Source organism: Pontibacter brevis, assembly GCF_054779655.1.
Map to the genome: position 1 here is coordinate 35,232 of NZ_BAAGXV010000090.1, position 18,475 is coordinate 53,706.

Annotated in this window: 12 protein-coding genes; 1 reads left to right on the forward strand and 11 read right to left on the reverse strand. The window is 50.4% G+C overall.

Features of this window, described 5'->3' with window-relative positions; translation table 11 throughout:
- Window positions 1-13: 13 nt before the first annotated feature.
- Complete coding sequence (locus ACYVB1_RS21035; protein ID WP_460925786.1) at window positions 14-1,924, forward strand: peroxiredoxin family protein; 1,911 nt, start codon at window positions 14-16, stop codon at window positions 1,922-1,924.
- A gap of 101 nt (window positions 1,925-2,025) precedes the next feature.
- Here the strand turns inward: ACYVB1_RS21035 and ACYVB1_RS21040 are convergent, their stop codons facing one another.
- The 11 genes from ACYVB1_RS21040 to ACYVB1_RS21090 form a co-directional block, all read right to left on the reverse strand.
- Window positions 2,026-4,110, reverse strand: a complete 2,085-nt coding sequence (locus ACYVB1_RS21040) for an insulinase family protein (protein WP_460925787.1) — start codon at window positions 4,108-4,110, stop codon at window positions 2,026-2,028.
- Window positions 4,111-4,125: 15 nt separating this feature from the next.
- A complete protein-coding gene (locus tag ACYVB1_RS21045; RefSeq protein WP_460925789.1) occupies window positions 4,126-5,463 on the reverse strand; it encodes a M16 family metallopeptidase in 1,338 nt (445 codons plus the stop codon).
- Window positions 5,464-5,653: 190 nt separating this feature from the next.
- Window positions 5,654-6,727: a hypothetical protein gene (locus ACYVB1_RS21050; protein WP_460925790.1), complete on the reverse strand. Its 1,074-nt coding sequence runs from the start codon at window positions 6,725-6,727 to the stop codon at window positions 5,654-5,656.
- A 149-nt stretch (window positions 6,728-6,876) separates the two neighbouring features.
- A complete protein-coding gene (gene dgt / locus ACYVB1_RS21055; protein WP_460925791.1) occupies window positions 6,877-8,247 on the reverse strand; it encodes a dGTP triphosphohydrolase in 1,371 nt (456 codons plus the stop codon).
- 719 nt (window positions 8,248-8,966) lie between these two features.
- Window positions 8,967-11,111 (reverse strand): IPT/TIG domain-containing protein, encoded by a 2,145-nt coding sequence (locus ACYVB1_RS21060; protein WP_460925792.1) that lies wholly within the window; start codon window positions 11,109-11,111, stop codon window positions 8,967-8,969.
- 203 nt (window positions 11,112-11,314) lie between these two features.
- Complete coding sequence (locus tag ACYVB1_RS21065) at window positions 11,315-13,381, reverse strand: M56 family metallopeptidase (protein WP_460925793.1); 2,067 nt, start codon at window positions 13,379-13,381, stop codon at window positions 11,315-11,317.
- Window positions 13,378-13,767, reverse strand: coding sequence for a BlaI/MecI/CopY family transcriptional regulator (locus ACYVB1_RS21070; RefSeq protein ID WP_460925794.1), 390 nt, complete (start codon window positions 13,765-13,767; stop codon window positions 13,378-13,380). The genes ACYVB1_RS21065 and ACYVB1_RS21070 overlap by 4 nt, the downstream gene beginning before the upstream one ends.
- Window positions 13,768-14,091: 324 nt before the next feature.
- Window positions 14,092-15,171, reverse strand: a complete 1,080-nt coding sequence (locus ACYVB1_RS21075; protein WP_460925795.1) for a site-2 protease family protein — start codon at window positions 15,169-15,171, stop codon at window positions 14,092-14,094.
- Between the two features lie 34 nt (window positions 15,172-15,205).
- Complete coding sequence (locus ACYVB1_RS21080) at window positions 15,206-16,168, reverse strand: TIGR03885 family FMN-dependent LLM class oxidoreductase (RefSeq protein ID WP_460925796.1); 963 nt, start codon at window positions 16,166-16,168, stop codon at window positions 15,206-15,208.
- A gap of 133 nt (window positions 16,169-16,301) precedes the next feature.
- Complete coding sequence (locus ACYVB1_RS21085) at window positions 16,302-17,942, reverse strand: alpha-amylase family protein (RefSeq protein WP_460925797.1); 1,641 nt, start codon at window positions 17,940-17,942, stop codon at window positions 16,302-16,304.
- A 10-nt stretch (window positions 17,943-17,952) separates the two neighbouring features.
- Complete coding sequence (locus tag ACYVB1_RS21090; protein WP_460925798.1) at window positions 17,953-18,336, reverse strand: sensory rhodopsin transducer; 384 nt, start codon at window positions 18,334-18,336, stop codon at window positions 17,953-17,955.
- Between the last annotated feature and the right edge of the window lie 139 nt (window positions 18,337-18,475).

Consider the following 18,475-nt stretch of genomic DNA (forward strand, 5'->3'; position numbering starts at 1 on the left):
TTAATGTGAAGCTATGCTACATAATCATATACTCTTTCTTACTGCACTTTTGTGGTCTAGCGTAGCTTGGAGCCAGGAGGCTACAAGCCATTTAGTCCTAGACCGGGACCAGCCCAGGCAAGGCGAAACCATCATGTTTACCTACCTGCCTGCCGGCACAGAACTGGAAGGCGAGCAGGAAATAACAGCCGTGGCTTACGAGTATGCGCAGGGGAAAACATTCGTGCATGATGTCTTACTCAAGAAGCAAAACTCCGGTGGTTGGAGAGGCTCGCTAAAGCCATCCAGAGCAGCACAGGGCCTATACTTAAAGTTTCAGAACAGCCACCGGGAGGACAGCAACAATAAAGTTGACAGAAACGGCGGCAAAGGTTATCCTATCCTGATGCACAACAAATGGAACCACCTGGTGCCGGGCGCAACGCTGGTAACGGCCGCCATGCTGCAGGAAACACAGTATCACCTGAAAATAAAGTACGATGCGGAGCTGGCGCTCATCCTTTTTAACCAGGAGTTTGAGAAAGAGCCTGCATTGAAACGGCCCTACATGTTGCCTTATATCAAAGCACTACTCGAGGCACGCGCGAAAGAACCCACAGTGGTTCTGGCTGCCCTGGACTGGCTGGCCATACAGCAAAACCTGACGGAAGAAGAAATGCTGGTGCTGCACACGACCTACCGCAACTACGGAAAGGCTGACAAAGCAGACGCGTATCATTTTCTGCTGCGCAAACACTGGCCGAAGGGGCAGGTAATCCGGGAGGAAAGAACAGCCATTTACCGGAAAGAACGTGGCACTACGAGGAAAGAAGAGCTGCTGCGTGAGCTTACGAATGATTTTCCGGAGCATGACTGGCAGGAAGAGTATATTGCTCTGGCGGAAGAATATGCCAGGACAGGCAGCATTGTGGGCTTTAAAACCATGATTTCTACATTTCCAAAATCTAAGAACGGCGACGTATACAGAAGCTTCTCCAACATTTTAATTGAGCGTAACGAACACTTGGAGGTGGCACAGGAGCTAATTCACCATGCGTACCAAAAAGCCCTGGCAGAGCTTTCTAATCCTACCTCGGAGAAGCCTGCGTTTCTTTCAGAAAAGGAATGGCTTGTACAAAGGGAAAACACCTTGGGTTTGAATGCAGCGTGTTATGGAACCTTACATCTGAAAAAAGGGGAGCATGACCGGGCACTGCCTTACTTGGCAGAAGCTTATGAGCTAACCCAGGGGCGGCAAAACATGGTAGTGGAGCCTTATGTGGAGGTGCTGTTAAAAACAGGTGACTATGCCACAGCACGCGCTTTAGTAGAGAAGAAGATAGCTGAAGGCTTGAAAGGTGAGGAGTACAAAAACTTTTACAAGACATTGTATATGCACGATAATAAAAGTGCGGCCGGTTTCGAAACGTTTTGGTTAGCCAGCACCGCTGCATCTGCCAACGTAAAAACGCGGGAACGCCTGCAAAAGGAACTACTTTATGAAGCGGCTAAGGACTTTGAGCTAAAAGACCTGAATGGCAAGCCTGTAAAGCTTTCTTCCTTGAAAGGAAAAACCGTAGTAGTGGATTTCTGGGCAACCTGGTGCGCCTCCTGTGTTGGCTCCTTCCAGACAATAGGCGAAGCCATAAAGTACCACAAGGGCGATGATGTCGTATTCTTGTTCGTGAACACCAGAGAAACAGTGAAGGATAAAAAGAAGGCCGTGCGCGATTACAAAACAAAGCACAAGATTCCGTACCAAATGCTCCTGGATGAGGATGATGCTGTGGCAAAGGAACTCTACCAGGTCAACAGTTTACCCACTAAACTTGTGATTGATGCAGCAGGCAACCTGCGGTTCAAAAAATCAGGCCAGAGTCTTGTTCCTGAGGATGAAGCATTAAGAGAGTTGCTTCTGATGATAGAGATGGCTTGCAGCGAGTAAAACCACACGAGTAAAAAAGGATATCCGATAGCACAAAAAACAGGCTAACCTTATTAGTTAGCCTGTTTTGCTACTGAAAATTTGAAAGCTATTACAGCGTCTTACATTTTAAACGTATCATCGCTCAGGTTTTTGTTTACCTCAATGTTTTGTACCTCTGCTTTGATGGCCTGCGGGCCTACCACTGTCTCCACCACATGCGGAAACTTCACACCGTTTACTTCTTTGTAGTTGCTGTAACTTTTGGTCTGCGTCAACACACCTTGCGGCGTCTGCAGGTTATTCACTTCTTTCAGGCGCAGTCCTGTGTTTTTATCGAAGTAGTGGGTAGCTTTTTGGCCATTTGGCAGCGTTACCTCTACCGCATAAGCATCTTTCCCATCTACCTTCTCCACACCCGTTAGTTTGGTTTTTATTCCTAACTTCGCATACTGCAGCACCGGGAACTGGCTTACTTCCAGCTTTTGCGTGATAAGCTCCTCTTTTGTAAACTCTTTGTTCACACCCTGCATCGGAACCTCCATTTTGCCCTTCTCCCCGTTAATGATTACACGTTGTAGCGGGCTATTATTCATCATAATCTGCGTAGCAAACTTATCGCTGCCCTTCTGCTGCTGCACCAGAGTAAGGGCCATACCCTGTACGGTGGCATTGCTGGTAACGGTAATGTCCTTCAGCTTATCGATAGCGGCCTGGCCTCCTATGGCTTTAATGTAATCTGCCAGCACCTGCTCGGCTGTCAGACCAGCAGGCACACCCATTGCCGCACGGTCTACCTTTTCGCCGGTGGCGCTATAGTAGGCAATGCTGTTGTCGTCCTTATCAAACTTCTGCAGTTTCTCAGCTACCTCAGAGGCGTTACCAACTTCTATAATGTACATTTTATCAGGATTAATATACTTCTGCGCCACGCGCTGCACTTCTTCGGCTGTTACGGCCTCCACTTTTTTCAGGTAGTTAGCATAATAGTCTTCCGGCAGGCCATAACGGGCGGTATTGATAGCATAAACCGCTACCGTGGCAGGGTTTTCAAGCCCACGTCCGAAGCTGCCCATGACGTAAGCCTTGGCATCACGCAGTTCCTTATCGCTCACGCGCTGGCTACGGATTTTGTTTAGCTCATTCATAAACTCTGCTACAGCACTGTCTGTCACAGCATTACGCACGTTGGCATTGGCATTAAAACGGCCCAGGATCTCATCGCTGTTGATAGACGAATAAGCCCCATAGGTATAACCGTGTGTTTCGCGCAGGTTCTGAAATAAGCGGGAGTCCATGCCGCCGCCCAGGATGTTGTTCATCAGCGTGGCCGCTACCGCATCAGGAGCACCGGGCTTCAAATCAGCCGGGTTTGTCAGCACCAGGGAACTCTGCACCGCACTCGGGCGGTCCACTATCACCACCTGTGTCTGCTCCGGTTGCTGCGGCAGCGGGTACTCCGCCTGCTGCACATTGCCTTTCTCCCACTTCTTGAACGACTTCTTCAGGAGTTTCTTCATCTCCTTCGGTGTCACATCGCCTACCACAGCCAAGTAGCCGATATTCGGCTTATAGTAAGTGTTGTAGTAGTTCTGGATGTCCTGCAGGGTAATGTTATCTACTGTCTCCTCTGTCATCAGTTCACCATACGGGTGGTCTTTGCCATATAGCACCATGTTACGGGTTCTGCTGGCAATAGCATCCGGGTTGTCTTTAGACTGAGCCAGGCCAGCTTTCATCTGCTTCTTCACCTTATCCAGTTCCTCCTGCGTGAACTTAGGATGCAGCAAGGCGTCGGTGGTCAGGTCGAGCAGCACTGGCAGGTGCTTTTTAAGCGCCGAAGCGTTGAAGCCGGTAGAGGAGAAGCCTAGGTCTGCTCCTATAAAGTCTACCTGCTCATCAAACTGGTCTTTTGTGCGGGTAGTGGTGCCTGTGCGCATCATTTGCCCGGCCGCCTGCACGTAGCCGGCTTTGTCGCCTTCCAGAATCGGGTCCCGGTCTAATACCAGCGACATCGACACGACAGGTTGCCTGTGGTTTTCCACCACGTACACTTTCAGGCCATTCTTCAGGGTAAAATGCTCGTACTTGCCCAGTTCTATTTTGGGCGCAGGCCCAGGAGGCGGAGGGGTTGACGTAGTCTGTGCCGGTGCTACATACACCAGCGCCAGCGCCAGGAATACGGTACTATAGAGTCTTTTTATCATGATTCAGATGAAGTCTTAGTTGTTCTGTTGAGCTGATTTAGGAAGGTAGTGCAGCACAACCCGGTTGTTCTTGGTCAGGTACTGCTTTGCCACGCGCTGAATGTCTTCTTTTTTGACATTCAGGTAACGCTGCAACTCGGTGTTGATCAGGTTGGCGTCGCCAAAGTATACGGCGTAGTTGGCGAGGCTCTCGGCACGGCCAGCCACCGTACTGTTCTGCTGCACAAAGTTGCTTTCCACCTGGTTACGCAGCTTCTGGAATTCGCGGTCTGTAAGCGGCTCAGTTTTCACGCGCTCAATCTCCGCGTTCATCGCCTGCTCCAGGTCGTCCACCTCCACGCCCATATTGGCAATGGCGAATGTCAGAAATAAGCCCGGATCCTCTGTCGGGAAAGGAATAGAGGCAGCGGCAACGGCTTTCTGCTGTTTGTCTACCAGCGCCTTCGGCAGGCGGGCACTCTCCCCCCCGGAAAGCAACGTTGTCAGCATGGACAGGGCATAGAAATCCTCTGTGCCCTGCTCCGGAACATGGTAGGCCTGGATAACAGCAGGAAGCTGGATGTTGTCGTACACCGTTTTACGGCGTTCTTCTGTCTGCTTCGGCTCTACTATGTCAGGGCGTGGTATTTCTCTGGTGCCTTTCGGAATGTCACCGAAATACTGCTCAATCAGCTTCTTTGTCTCTTCTATGTTGATGTCGCCCGCAACAGAAAGGGTGGCATTGTTCGGCACGTAAAAGGTTTTATAGAAGTCGCGAAACTCATCAATGCTGGCAGCATTCAAATCCTCAAAAGAACCGATTGGCATCGATTTGTACGGGTGCTCCTGGAAAGCCAAGGAGAAAACATTCTCGCCTATCGAACCATAAGGTTGGTTGTCGATGCGCTCGCGCTTCTCTTCCTGCACAACCTTACGCTGCGTTTCCACACCCACTTCGTCTATTTTGGCGTGTTTCATACGCTCCGCCTCCAGCCACAAGCCCAGGGCCACCTGGTTGGATGGCAGCAGTTCATAATAATAAGTGCGGTCGAAGGAGGTGTTGGCATTCAGGGCGCCGCCTGCTTTCTGCACCAAAGAGCTGTACTCGCCACGGCCAATGTTTTCAGTACCTTCAAACATCAGGTGCTCAAAGAAGTGTGCAAAGCCTGAACGGCCAGGCACTTCGTTTTTTGACCCTACATGGTATAGCACTGATACCGCTACGTTAGGCGTAGAATTGTCCTGGTGCAGGATCACGTGCAGACCATTCGGGAGGTCGTATTCCGTGAACTCAATTTTGTTGCCTTTGGACTGGGCCAGTGCAGCAAAAGCAGTGGCACAACACAAAAGGCAGGCAATGAACTTGTGTTTCATATGTTGTTTGGTTGTGTGAGGGTGCATACAACAAGCTTGCTAATTGCAAACCTCCTGTCATACAATTTATAAAATTAATTCTAAAAAAGGGGAGATGCCAGTTTAAGCCTCCCAGCTTGCCGAAGATTCGGCTAAGGTGGTATGCAAGCAGACGAAGCAGGTCTTTTTATAGACGGATGAGGCAGGCGTTTTATGGTAGCTGTTGCATCACTTTTTCGAGGATGTACAGCTTGGGGAGGTTCAGCAACAGAGAAATTATAAAGAATGCAAAAGCGGCACTCTTAGCCTCCACAGCCCCTTTTATATCACCTGGCAGAACCACCAGTGTATTTAGTATTCCAATCCAGAACAAAAAGCTAAAAGGCGAGAGTAAGCGATAATCCAAATCATCAAAGTGCGATAGGCTTCTTAGAATTATAACCACAGCAAGGTAAAGGAGCGCCACTACAAAGCATGTAAGCGTAAAGGTGTTCCTTTTAAACTGCTCTCTCAGATGGTAGTGCCCTTTAAGCTTTATTACGATAAACACCACGGCTGCCAATTGCAGGAACGTTGTAAAGAAGAGCAGGTAATCAGGCTGATTCCCAACTCGGAATTTTCGGATAATCAGTAATTCATTTAAGATACCTTCTGCTATCATGGTCACCAGATCATGCCTCGGTTCTGTTTCTGCCTCTAAACGATTGAAACCAGTCGCAAAGCCACTGAAATGTTGGTTCATAATAAGGTAGACACCTGCTACAGCCGCGGGAATAAAAGATGCAAGCAAAAGCTTCGCAGCTGTTTTGCACTTCTTCCTATGGTAGAAGTAACAGGCCAGTAAGGCGGGAACGCTAAACGAAAAGGCACCTATGTACCGCAACAGAAAGAGGAAAGTACACGTCAGCAATAATAAAATTATACTCTGGTTCCTGACTTCCTGCCGCAGCATCAAGTCTGACAGGTAACACAGGTACAATACACCCAAGATAAACGGCGCCTCAGACCAGGTAAAGCTATAGATTTCCAGTAAAGTATACGAGCAGTAAACAGAGGCAAGCAGAAAAGAATGCCTGCAGTTCATTTTTCTCAGCAACAGAAAGCCTACAGCCACCAGCAGGAAGTTCAGCACTTTGGAGGCCCAGAAAACACCTAGTGGAGTAAATCCTGAAACGAGGGAGATGAGAATAGGGTAGCCTACAGGCCAGGTAGAAAAATAGTGCCTGCCACTCCCATTTTCATCTAGTACATAAAGTCCATGGCCATCGTTGATGTTCTGCGCCAAAACAAGGTATGCTTTAGAGTCAGGGCTGAGATAACCCGTGGCCTCCACATTTATGCGAAACAGAATAACCGCACAAACAGCTATGTACAACAGCAGCAGCGCAACATCTGCAAAACGATGACCTGGTTTTACCAACAACTTTACCTGAATCAATACATGCGGGGCAACTCGATTCCTTTAATCTTTCGGTACAGGCCCAATGCTGCCTGGTCTGTGAGGCTGGCGACGAAATCAGTAATGTGGATGATACGCTGGTAAGCTGTGGCACCCTCAGGTAAGTTGAGGTAGTGGGGCGGAATGAGCGCAGCCAGTTTGCGGTGGTGTTTCGACTCTGGCCTGAAAACAGCCTTCACACAGGCATCCAGCAAACCACCCAGCACCTCAAAACCAGCAGCCTCTATCTCCAGTACCGGGCGGTTCTGGTAAATCAGCCTGATGGACAAGTCTTTTATCTGATCCAACACTGGCTTGCAGCTAAGTTCGTTAATAAGTGGTGTATCATAAGTGCCCTGCAGAATATCCTGTTCGTGTTCGAGAAATATTCTGGTCGTCTCCTCAATCAGCTTCCCGATAATGCGCGCGCGCAGGTATCCTATTTCCTCCCGCCAGTCGTAAAAGCTGAGGCTGGATTTACGGTTTGGGTCATCGCCAAGAATCTGGCGAAGTAGCGCCATGCCTTGTTCCTGCGGCACGAGTCCCAGCTTTAAGCCATCCTCAAAATCGATGATGCGGTAGCAGATATCATCAGCGGCCTCTACTAAAAAGGCCAGCGGGTGACGGTGGAAGAAGACTTCTCCTTCCGATCCTTTTTTCAGAAGACCCAGCTCCTGCGCGATGGTGTTGAACCACGCTTTCTCCGTCTGAAAGAAGCCATACTTTTTCTCGCTGGTGTTTTTAGTGCCTGAAATAACGGGCAGTGACTCTTTCGGGTATTTTGTGAAAGTAGCCAGTGTGGTATAAGTAAGACTAAGGCCTCCCGGAAGGTTACAGTGCGCCGGGTAAGTGTACGTCAGTATCCGGAAGCCGGCGGCGTTGCCTTCAAACCGCTGCAAGTCGGCTTTCTCCTCTTCTGTTAAAGTTTCCAGGTAAGGCTGTGCGGCTTCGCTTAAAAAAAAAGCAGATATGGCATCCTCGCCGGAGTGGCCGAAGGGGGGGTTACCAATATCGTGGGCCAGGCATGCGGCCGCCACCACATCTCCAAAATCGGCCTCTTGTATATGCTTTTCCTGTGCCAGTTCAGGATAGCGCTCTAATATGCTCTTGCCCACGATGCGCCCCAATGAACGCCCCACCACCGAAGCCTCCAGGCTATGCGTCAGGCGCGTATGTACGAAGTCGCTTTCCGGCATCGGCATGACCTGTGTCTTGTTCTGCAGCCTTCTGAAGGCAGAAGAAAACACAATACGATCATAGTCGCGTTGAAACTCGCCCCGCACTGATTCGTCGGTACTATATTTAGGGTCTGTGGTTTCAAAGCGCTTTTTGGAAATAAGCCTGTCCCAGGTGGTGGTATACTGCATAAGGTTGATTTAAGAAAGAGGTGGTTCTGTTAAGTTTATCATACAAACCTATATCTTCTTTTGCCATAGCCTCTCCTTGCAAAAGAAAGTTCTACATCCTCAAATATAGCTTTTATAGATAACATTGCCACCCAAAGCTATATCGTATGGCCGCAAGAAGAGCAAAACCGATGGTCCAACAATAAAATTCGAAAAATGCGGTGTTACAAAATCCTGCTTTTCGTGCAAAAATCAAGAACTATATTAGACTAAGAAAGCCAATTATCGCTTATAGGGGCTAAACAGGGGAGCACAAATCGATGTTGCAAAAGGGCATAACAATACCTTGTGTTACGAACAAAAGAGACTGAATTTTGAATCAAAACGCTAACCCTTTTCAAGCTAAAGAAAACAAGCTGCTCCATAAAATCTTTCCCCTGCAGCGGAGCCTGAACTGTTTCCATGTGCAGTTACAGGCCCGGTTTGCAATTCTGTTCATAGGCAGGTAAAAAATCATCTTCCCCGGTTGATTCTTTACCTGCTTTTGTGTTTTAGTCCTGTGACTTGCGCTTAAGAAAAAAGGAGTACCCAACAGCCGACTATGCTATCATGCTGATGTTACAAAGGCAGGCACACCCGTCATTTTATGATCGCCACAGGAGGAACAGGCACCTGGTAACACAGCAAGAGGCGGAGCCCTGTTGTATGACTCCGCCTCTTGCTGTACCGGGCAACAGAAACTAGCGTTTCAGAATCTTCACCTGTCCGCCCCTGTTACGCTCCTGCCACTTTAAAATATAAATACCTGCGGCAAGTTCGGCTACATCCAGCTCTACCGGCAGGTTTACATCCCTGAAAGTGATTTCGAAGTCACGAACCAGCCTGCCTGACATGTCATAGAGCTGTGCCTGAAGCGTTGCAGTGCTCTCTACAATGTATAAAAGCGTAATAGTGTTTGTTTCTTCGTTTATAGGGTTAGGAAATACACTCAGCCTGCGGATAGAAGCAGGGTTTAGCACCCGCACCCGTGGCGAGAAGCTGTCTGTTCCATCGTTATACATAACCCTCAGGCGATAGTAGGCTATACCTGGCAGGGGATTAGTATCTGCAAAAGTGTAGTTCAGGTCCTCCTGGTTTCCTCTGGAACCTCTGGCACTTACAACCCCGACATCTTCCCAGTCGTTGCCGGTGGCGCTGCGCTGCACTACAAAGTTTGCTACCTGCACCTCATTCCGGGTAGTCCAGCTTACCGTAACGGTGTTAGAGGAGGTGAAGGCTGCCTGCAGGGTGTAAATCTCAGGGGCAAGATTACATTCAGCTGCTGTACTTCTCCTCATAGGTGGCTCCCTGCACACATTTGTCCCAATGCTATTCGCCATTATCAGGTTGGCTCCTGTAATGTCGGCAGTACTCAGGTCCCGGATGATTCTCTGGAACTCAATGGCATAGTGCATGATAGCGCTAGGGAGGATAACATGGCTTAGCTGATGTGCGTGGCCTAGCTCATGCAGCATCACAGTCTCAAAATCATACTGCCCTCCCACAGGTGGACCAGGACCATACTGCCAGGAGATGCTGCTGTTTATCTCCATGTCAAACTCTGTTACATACCACACCGTGTCCTGGCCTCCTACAATACAGCCTTCATAATAACTGAACGTTCGTGCCAGTACACCTGCGCCCACCGTACTGGATGACGCAAACTGAACCACAACCTCATCATCTTCCTCGGCCTCTTCTATGGTAGTAGGTTCTCCAATTTTCCAGTTCACGCCAGACACGCAAATCCAGGTTGTCATGGCGCGCCGGAAGCCCTCCTGTGCAGGTTGCCGGTTGAGCATGCTGGGTGCAAACCGGATGGTATATCCACCTGAACCGTCTCTATTCACCAACTTGGGCCTGAATGACTTTTCATCGAACTCCAGGTTAGAGTAAGCAAACTCGATAATAAGGGGTGTGACACTGGTAAAGGTACTGCCGTCGTTGGCCACTACACGTATAGTGCCGGAGCCGGGAGTGTCTCTGTCCTGTGAGGTAGAGGGAACGTATAACCTGATCTGAGTATCGGACCAAAAGATGTACTCCGTCTCCAATGGTCGCACATACGTCTGGCCTCCATCATCTGCGTTTTTGAATTCCACAGCACCATTGCCCCGGGTAGCCCCAAAGCCGGAACCGTTTATTGTCAGGATAGCTCCCGTACCTGCACTAAGTGTAGTGGGTTGAAAAGAGGTGATAACAGGGGCCAGTTTGGCTGCCTGAGCTTGTTGCTGCCGCTGCTCTGTGGCAGGTGTCTCTTCCAGGGCCTGGTTTTTCAAGATGCTCCGGAAGCTTTGGCCTGTCCGCTGCGTGATGCTCTGGTAAAGTTCCTCTACGCTGTTGTAGCTTTCAAATGAACCGACGGCCCTTTTCCTGGCCAGGTCATATTTCACATACCCCTGCTGACTGCCATAAGCGATGGTGCTGACGTACTGGTTACCGGGAGAACGTGGCAGTTGCTGTTGCCGCTTTAAAAAGAAGACGCCTTGCTGCCCCGTTCTTAGCTGCAGGGCCGAAGACAACACATGCTTTTTCAGGCCAATAGTGCCTCCCTCTGTTATCAGCTCTACCTGCTGACTTTCTACTTTCCCTTTGAAGGCTTTGTATACCCGTATGATGTTGGAGGTATAGATCTTTTTCTGGCGTGCATCCCAGAACGACTGCTGTGATATAACTTCTCCCTCCACAACCATTTCTGCTTCCTTGATACGCTCCTCCAGCGATATCGGCAGCATATGCCGGCTGTCAGAGGCCAAGGTGCGGAAGGAAAGGAGGAGCAGAGCGAAGAGCAGCAGCAATAGATTGGTGCGTGGTGCAGCAGCAGATAGTCCGTAAATTTTATCCATGGAAACAGGTAGAGTTCATTCTATATGACAAAAAACCAGCTTTTTTGTTCGGTAAAAAGTTCAGCGATTAATACTTACGGAAAAAACTTCATATAGGGATATGAAGTTTTCAATATAGAAACAGACTTCTTAAGAGGCTAAATTAAAAAATGCCCGCCAACAAGAAAAGCTGACGGGCATAATGTACGTTATCGGGCTGCCTGTTAGTTGCCCTTGTACTGAAAGTTGAAGCTGGAAGAGCCTTTCGTTTCTACGTTCATCAGTTTCTTATACTTTTCATAAACTTCCTGCGGCTGCTTTTTACCGTTGATGTGTAGTCCTTCATTGTTAAACTGGATGTTAAGGTTATCATCTCCTTTTTGGATGATACCATCCTTTACCAGTTCCTCCTTTAGCTTTTGCATCTGTTCCTGGTGCTTTTGTGCCACCTTCTGATGTTGCCTGGCTATTGCTGCATGCTGCCTGGCTGTCTCCCTCTGTTGCGCAGCCATTTCCCGGTTACGTGCTGTCTGCAACTGCGCCATCTCCCGCTGCTTTTCAACCTGCTCGGTGTAGTGCTGCCCGTTTAGCCTGCCATTGGCACGAAGCTCCTCTTCGTAGGCTCGTATTTCCTGCTCGTATGCCTTTAGCCCCTCCTCATAGGTCTTCACCTTTGCTTCATAAGCCTCTAGTTCTTGCTCATACTTTTTATAGGCTTCCTCATCCTCGCTGAAGGGAGCCACAGGCGGCACAGGAGGCACGGCAGCCGGAGCGGGCGGCGGCGCCGGAGCGGGATGAGGTGGCACTGGCGGAGCCGGTGGTGGTGGCAACTGCAGGCTGTCGTTGTTAGAGTAGTTGAAATGGAAGGGGTAACTGCTTCGGCTGCTTTGGCTCGCTTCAGTGGCAGCGGCTCGCGCCTGCTCCATTCGCATCGTCACCTCCTGCCGGCTAGCCCTCGGAGCACTTTCTATGGTCTGCAACTGCTGGTCTACCAGAGCTTTGTAGTCATCTATATACCTGTTCGGAATGCGTTTGCCATCTACATACAGCTCCGTCACTTTTCCTTTTTTATTTTTGATGATGACGATGTCCCGCGCTCTTCCGGCTGAGTCCTGCACTGTATACACAAAGGCACCTGTGGCCTCTTTCTCGGCAGCATTCGCCTTATCAGTCACATCGGTCAGATCATCGTAGAAGGCTTCGCTTAGAAGCACAGCGGTGTCCTGCTCCGCCTGCGGCTTCAGGCCAGCTACTGCACCAAAAGAAAGTACAGTCAGCCCCATTACCAGTACCAACGCCGCTGCAAAACCCTCGGAAAAAGTAGGCTTCAGCGATTGCTGCCCTACCAGGCGCTTAATGCGCCCTACTAGCCTACCCCGCTTACCAGAAAAAGCAGTTGCCATGGCAGGAGCAGCCGGTAGGCGCATAGCTTCAACTTCTGCCAGGGCACGGGCATACGTCAGGGTATCGCCGCAGAAGGCCACAGCCATGTCATCGCAGCAGTTCTCGCGCTCTGCCCGCACCACCCCCGACATCCACCATATTGCCGGATGGTAGAAGAACAGCATGTCTACCACCGACTGCAACAGGTTTACCAGGTAGTCTTTGCGCAGGATGTGCGCCAGTTCATGGGCCAGTATGGCTTCTACCTGCGCCTGTGTCAGGCCTGATACAGCTCCCAGCGGCATGAGTATAACCGGCTTGACCACTCCAATGGCCACAGGTACTTGAACCATCGCACTTTCCATTAGCCGCACAGTTCTCTTCACACCCATAGCCTCACAAATTGAACCCATCCGCTGCTGCCAGGCAGCCCCAAGCGGCATCGTTCTGTAATGGCACAGGCGTTGGGTGTAGGCAACACCGCCTATAAAGCGAATGGCCATCACCATCAGGCCCAACAGCCACAGTGTGACGAGCAGGGGCATATGCTGCTCAAAGTAGAGCTGCGCCACTGCAAACGGCTCAATCCAGAAGGAGGATTGGACAGCGACAACCGCAGGCTCCGAAGCGGAAACCGCTGCGACATGCCGGAGTGAGGCTGTGTTAGACAAACCCGCTTCCAGTGGCTGGTTGTAATAGTAGAGAAATGTACCCGAAGCCAACAGCGACTGTGCCATTAGGGCGCCACCAGATACAGCATACCGCACCCTGGCACTCTGCCTGTGCAGCAACACTAACAGCAGGGCCAGCAATAACGCTATAAAAGCTCCTTGCCACAGCGAGTGCAGCAGCGTCCAGCCGACGGCGCTTATAAGTGTTTCTGAGAAAAAGCTTGCAATCTGATTCATTTTTGGCCTCCTTCCAGTTTATCTAGCAGGTTTCTGATTTCGTCGAGTTCTTCTTTGGATGTGTTGCGGTTGCCCAGCGCCTGCATCACCAGCTTACTTGCCGACCCTCTGAAAGCCGCGTCCATAAAGCGGTCCAGCAGCTGCTGTTGCGTCTGATCTTCTTCCAGCAAGGGGCGGTAGACGTGGGAACGGCTTGTTTTGTCGGCTTCCAGCATTCCCTTCTCCGCCATAATCTGCATCAGCTTTAAGGTGGTGGTATAGCCTACTTCTTTGGACTTACTCAGCTCCTCATGCACCAGGCGTACCGTACTTGGTCCATGCTGCCAGAGCACCTGCAGTATCTCCAGTTCAGACTCTGTGGGTTTAGGTGTTTTCTCTAATGCCATAGCTTACAGATGATTAAGTTTCGCGAACGTTGCATTACAAGTATATACGAATAATTTCGTAAAAGAAAGAGCATATACGATTATTTTCGTACTTAAAAGTAAAAGCACCAAATTTGATAGGGAAGGGGAGGATAGCGAAAGGGAAACTAATGAAAGACAGTGAGTTGGCTGCTCCTGAATCAAAGCATGAAAACAGTAGCGTGTTTACAGCAGCTTTTACCAGGTATGGACCCTGAAACAGCAGCGGAAAGCCCTGCGCGGTACTGGGACGAAATATCCATTACAAATACACAATAACCAACCAGCAAATAACCAACATGCGGCCTAATGTGTCAATGCTGATTTTATCATGATGAACTCGTTGATGTTGTCGGTGTTGATGACCCCGGCGAGGCGGCCATTTTCCAGTACAGGGTAGAGCGGCACACGGGTTTTCTGAAGCTCTGTGTAGGCTTCGGAAAGTTTGTCGTGCACGTTAAATGTTCTCACATCAGCAGACATTATCTCCACAACTGGTGTGTGCATCTGCTCCTCTTTTACGGCCTGTATGAGCTGTGAACGGGTGAGCGTGCCTACCACGACCCCTTCTTCCTCCACTACAAACTCATGCTCAGAGCCCATCAGCAACTTGTTCAGGGCTTCCCGCACTGTCTCGCTTGGGGCCAGGGTTACAAAGTTTGTCATCATGCCTTCTCGCACACTGTGGCCGCGCAGGTAATCGAGGTGCTGCACCAGGATGTTCTCCGAATAGGCCCCGAAGAAAACGAAAGCACCGATCAGGATAAGAAAAGGGTTATAAAAGAAGCCAATAAATACAAAGCCGATGGCCAGAAGCTGCCCTAAGTTAGCCGCAATCTGGGTAGCCCGTACCCGGCCCAGTTTAAAGGCAAGCAGCGCCCTTAGTACCCTTCCCCCGTCCATCGGAAAGGCGGGGATGGCATTAAACACCACCAGCACCACATTTACGAAGAGCAGCAGGTAAAAGAAGTTTGCGGGCGTAATGCGCAAAAAGAATTCTTCTGAAAAAGAGTTACCCAGAGAAGGAAGCACCAGCCACAGGACAAACGCAATCACCACATTCACAGCAGGGCCGGCCACGGCAATAAGCAGTTCCTTCTTTGGGCTCTCCGGCATACGTTCCAGGCTGGCCACACCGCCAATGGGCAGTAGCGTAATCATTTTGGTGTTGATACCGAAACGCTGTGCTGTGAGCGCGTGCCCTAGTTCGTGCAGCACCACACAGAAAAAAACAGCAATGATAAAACCCAGCGCCAGCAGCGTGGTGGGAAGGTCACTGCCGCGTTGGGATTCTGTAAAAGCCACCCAACCCAGCAGCAACGCAAAAGTCCAGTGCACCAGTATCTTTATGCCTGCAACCCGACCAATTTTAAGCGACCATTTCATAAATCCTGTTTTTTACCCTCTTTTGAATGGTTGGCTAGCGAGCCAGCTGAGGCAGCACCTTCTCACCAAACACACTGATAAAACGCTCCTGCTCCAGGTTTACGTTGTGCAGGATAAGCTGCGTAAAACCAAGGTCGATGTATTGCTGGAACCACTCCTGGTACTGCCCAAGGTCTGTTGAGATGAGCACATGCTCCCGCATTATCTCTTTCTTAACTACTTGTGCCGCCTCCTGCAGCTGCTTAGCTGTGCGCAGCTCCGTTAGCACGCTGCTGGTAAAGATATTAGACCGCCACTGGTCATAAGCCCCCTGCAAAGCCGCTTCTTCTGAGTCAGCAAAGGAGACCTCTACTTTCAGGTTCATTGGTTTTCCTTCGCCACCACCTCTGCGAAAAGCATCCACCATCTTCTTCAATTCTTCTGGCGGGCGGGCGGTGGTCAGCAGGGCATCGGCCCAGCCGCCTACCCACTCAGCTGTTTCCGGTGTGATGGCTGCCCCTAAAATGTTAGGAGGCGTGGCAGGGCGTGTAAAAAGCGTGGCATCCTCTACAACAACATGGCCGTGGTGCGTTACAGTTTCACCAGCCCAGAGCGCCCGGATAATATCGACGCACTCTTTCAGGCGCGCATTCCGGTCTTGTTTTACAGGCCACACGGTGCCTGTAATATGCTCGTTCAGGTACTGCCCGCTGCCCAGCGCAATATCAAACCGGTTAGGGAACATCTCGGCCAGTGTGGCTGCTGCCTGCGCAATAATAGCGGGGTGGTAGCGCTGCCCAGGGGCATTCACTACACTGAAAGTTAAGTTTGTAGCCTGCAGCGCAGCACCCAGCCACGACCACGCAAAGCCGCTTTCGCCTTGCTCATGGCTCCAGGGGTGAAAGTGGTCGGAGGAGTTGCAACTCTGAAAGCCTGCCTGTTCAGCCAACCGGGCATATTTTAGCAAAGCACTGGGCTTAAACTGCTCGTGCGATGCCTGGTATCCTATCTTTATCATGTTTGGGGTCTTCTCGTTAATTACCTTTTAATTATGAGGCCTCTTCAGGCCGGTTCTTACATTACCTGTAACGTTGCAATCTGGTTTAGCTTTGGGCCATGTTTGTATGCTGCCACTTTAAACTTTAGTCACTTTATGAGCCCGGCAATAGCCTGAACCAGCGGTAGCCGTAAGACCCCAGCTCCAGTCGCTTATGGTCAGGGACGGGGTAGCCATAAGCCTGGTCACTTAGAAGTTCTGCCAGGTCTGTTGCTTGCCAGAAAACATCCGGAACAGGAACTGAGGTTGGCTCGCTGCTCAGGTTGTGGAAGACCATAATGGAGGAAACAGCAGCAAGGGTGCAACTATGCGCAAAAACTGAATTATTTTCTGTTTCTATCACCCGCCACTCCCCTTTGCCGATGGCATGGCACTGCCTGCGGACCCTAATGATGCGCTCCATCCAGTTAAGCAATGAAAAAGAGTCTCGTTGCTGCTCCAGCACTGACACCTGCTTATAGCCATAGTCCCCTTCGCTGATGACAGGCCGTACAAGCTTCTCGGGGGGAGCAGTGGAGAAGCCCCCATTTGCAGAGGTGGAAGACCACTGCATGGCGGTGCGCACACTTGTGCGGCCGGGCAGTGACAGGTCATCGCCCATGCCTATTTCAGCACCATACTGTATCAGCGGGGTGCCGGGCAAGCTGAACATCAGGCTATAGCAAAGCTCTATGCGCCTCCTGTCGTTATCGAACATAGGGGCCAGCCTGCGGCGGATTCCGTGCCCGAAAATCTGCATATCTTTTTCCGGCGCAAAAGCAGCAAGCGTCTCCTGTATCTCCTCCTTCTCCAGGTCTACCAGTGTCAGCTCGTCGTGGTGCCTCAGAAAGTTCAGCCAGGTACATGAATCAGGTTTAGGAGGCAATAAATCCAGCCCCTTTAGGAGCGGCCCTGCCTGCTGCAGGGCCATGGCATGAAAGATGTGCTGGTTCATCAGGAAGTTAAAGGCCATGTGCATGCGGTTATCGCCCTGAAAAAAATTGCCGATCATCTCAGGTGGTCCTGTCGCTTCGGCAAGCAATATGGCATTCTCGCTGTGCGTATTGATATAAGCGCGCATATCATCCAGTAACTCATAGAAGTGCTCTGTGTCTTCCTCACTGTCTGTTTGCACCAGGATATGGGCAGCGTCTACCCTGAAACCGGCCACTCCCAATGCCAGCCAGAAACCCATGATATTAAAAATCTCTTTGTGCACCTCCGGGTTCACAATCTTCAGGTCTGGCTGATGACTATAAAACCGGTGCAGGTAATATTCCCCTGCCACTTCGTCGTAAGACCAGATATCCTCCTCCTCGCCGCCAAACATAGGCTCTGCGTGCGATTTCTCGGGCTTTTCTTTTCGCCAGATGTAGTAGTTGTAGTATTTGGAGCTTTTGTCCCTCCTTGCCTCCTGGAACCAGGGGTGCTGCTCTGAGGTGTGGTTCACCACCAGGTCCACCACCACCCGCATCCCGCGCTCCTTCGCCTCCCGGACAAAAGCAGTAAAATCACCTAAAGAACCAAGCCGCTTGTCCACATTATAGTAGTCCATCACGTCGTAGCCATTGTCTCTGCCGGGGCTCGGGTAGAAGGGCAAAAGCCAGATACACGTAATGCCCAGCGTCGCCAGATAGTCCAGGCGGCTGATGAGACCCTGAAAATCCCCGATTCCATCCCCGTCTGAATCCTGGAATGTCTCTACATCGAGCGCGTACCATGTGCCTGCCTTATACCATAAATCTTTCTCTCTCATGACAAGGGCCTTAAGCGTTTACGGGAAAGGCCATCGTGCTAAGCAGCGCATTCTCTGCCTGTCGCGAGTCGAGGCGGGTATGCTGTACCACTACCGGCACATCCGACTCTATTACGCTGGCATAGTCGGTGCCCCTCGGTACCGGCTCCGGGTCTTTGAGGTCGTTGAAGCGAATATGCTTTGTTCGCCGGGCGGGCACGATTTCTTCGTAGGGTCCTATCGGATCACGGTCGCTGAAGTAGATCCATATCTTAACATGGGCGTCCTGATCGCCTGTGTTCAGGACACAGGCGGTTTCGTGGCTGGTGAATTCCGGCTCAGGCCCGTTACCGTAGGAGGGGATATACCCCTCTGCAATAGCCCATACTTTGTGACCTATAGATTTGTTGTTCATAGTGTAAGGTTGTAATTGTGCGTGTACATAACATAATTCAGTATGTATCTCATACTACGGCCACCTTTAAAAAGATACTAAAAGCAAAAGGCCCGGAAACTTTGCGGTTAATGGGCCTTTTTTACATACGGTATTTATA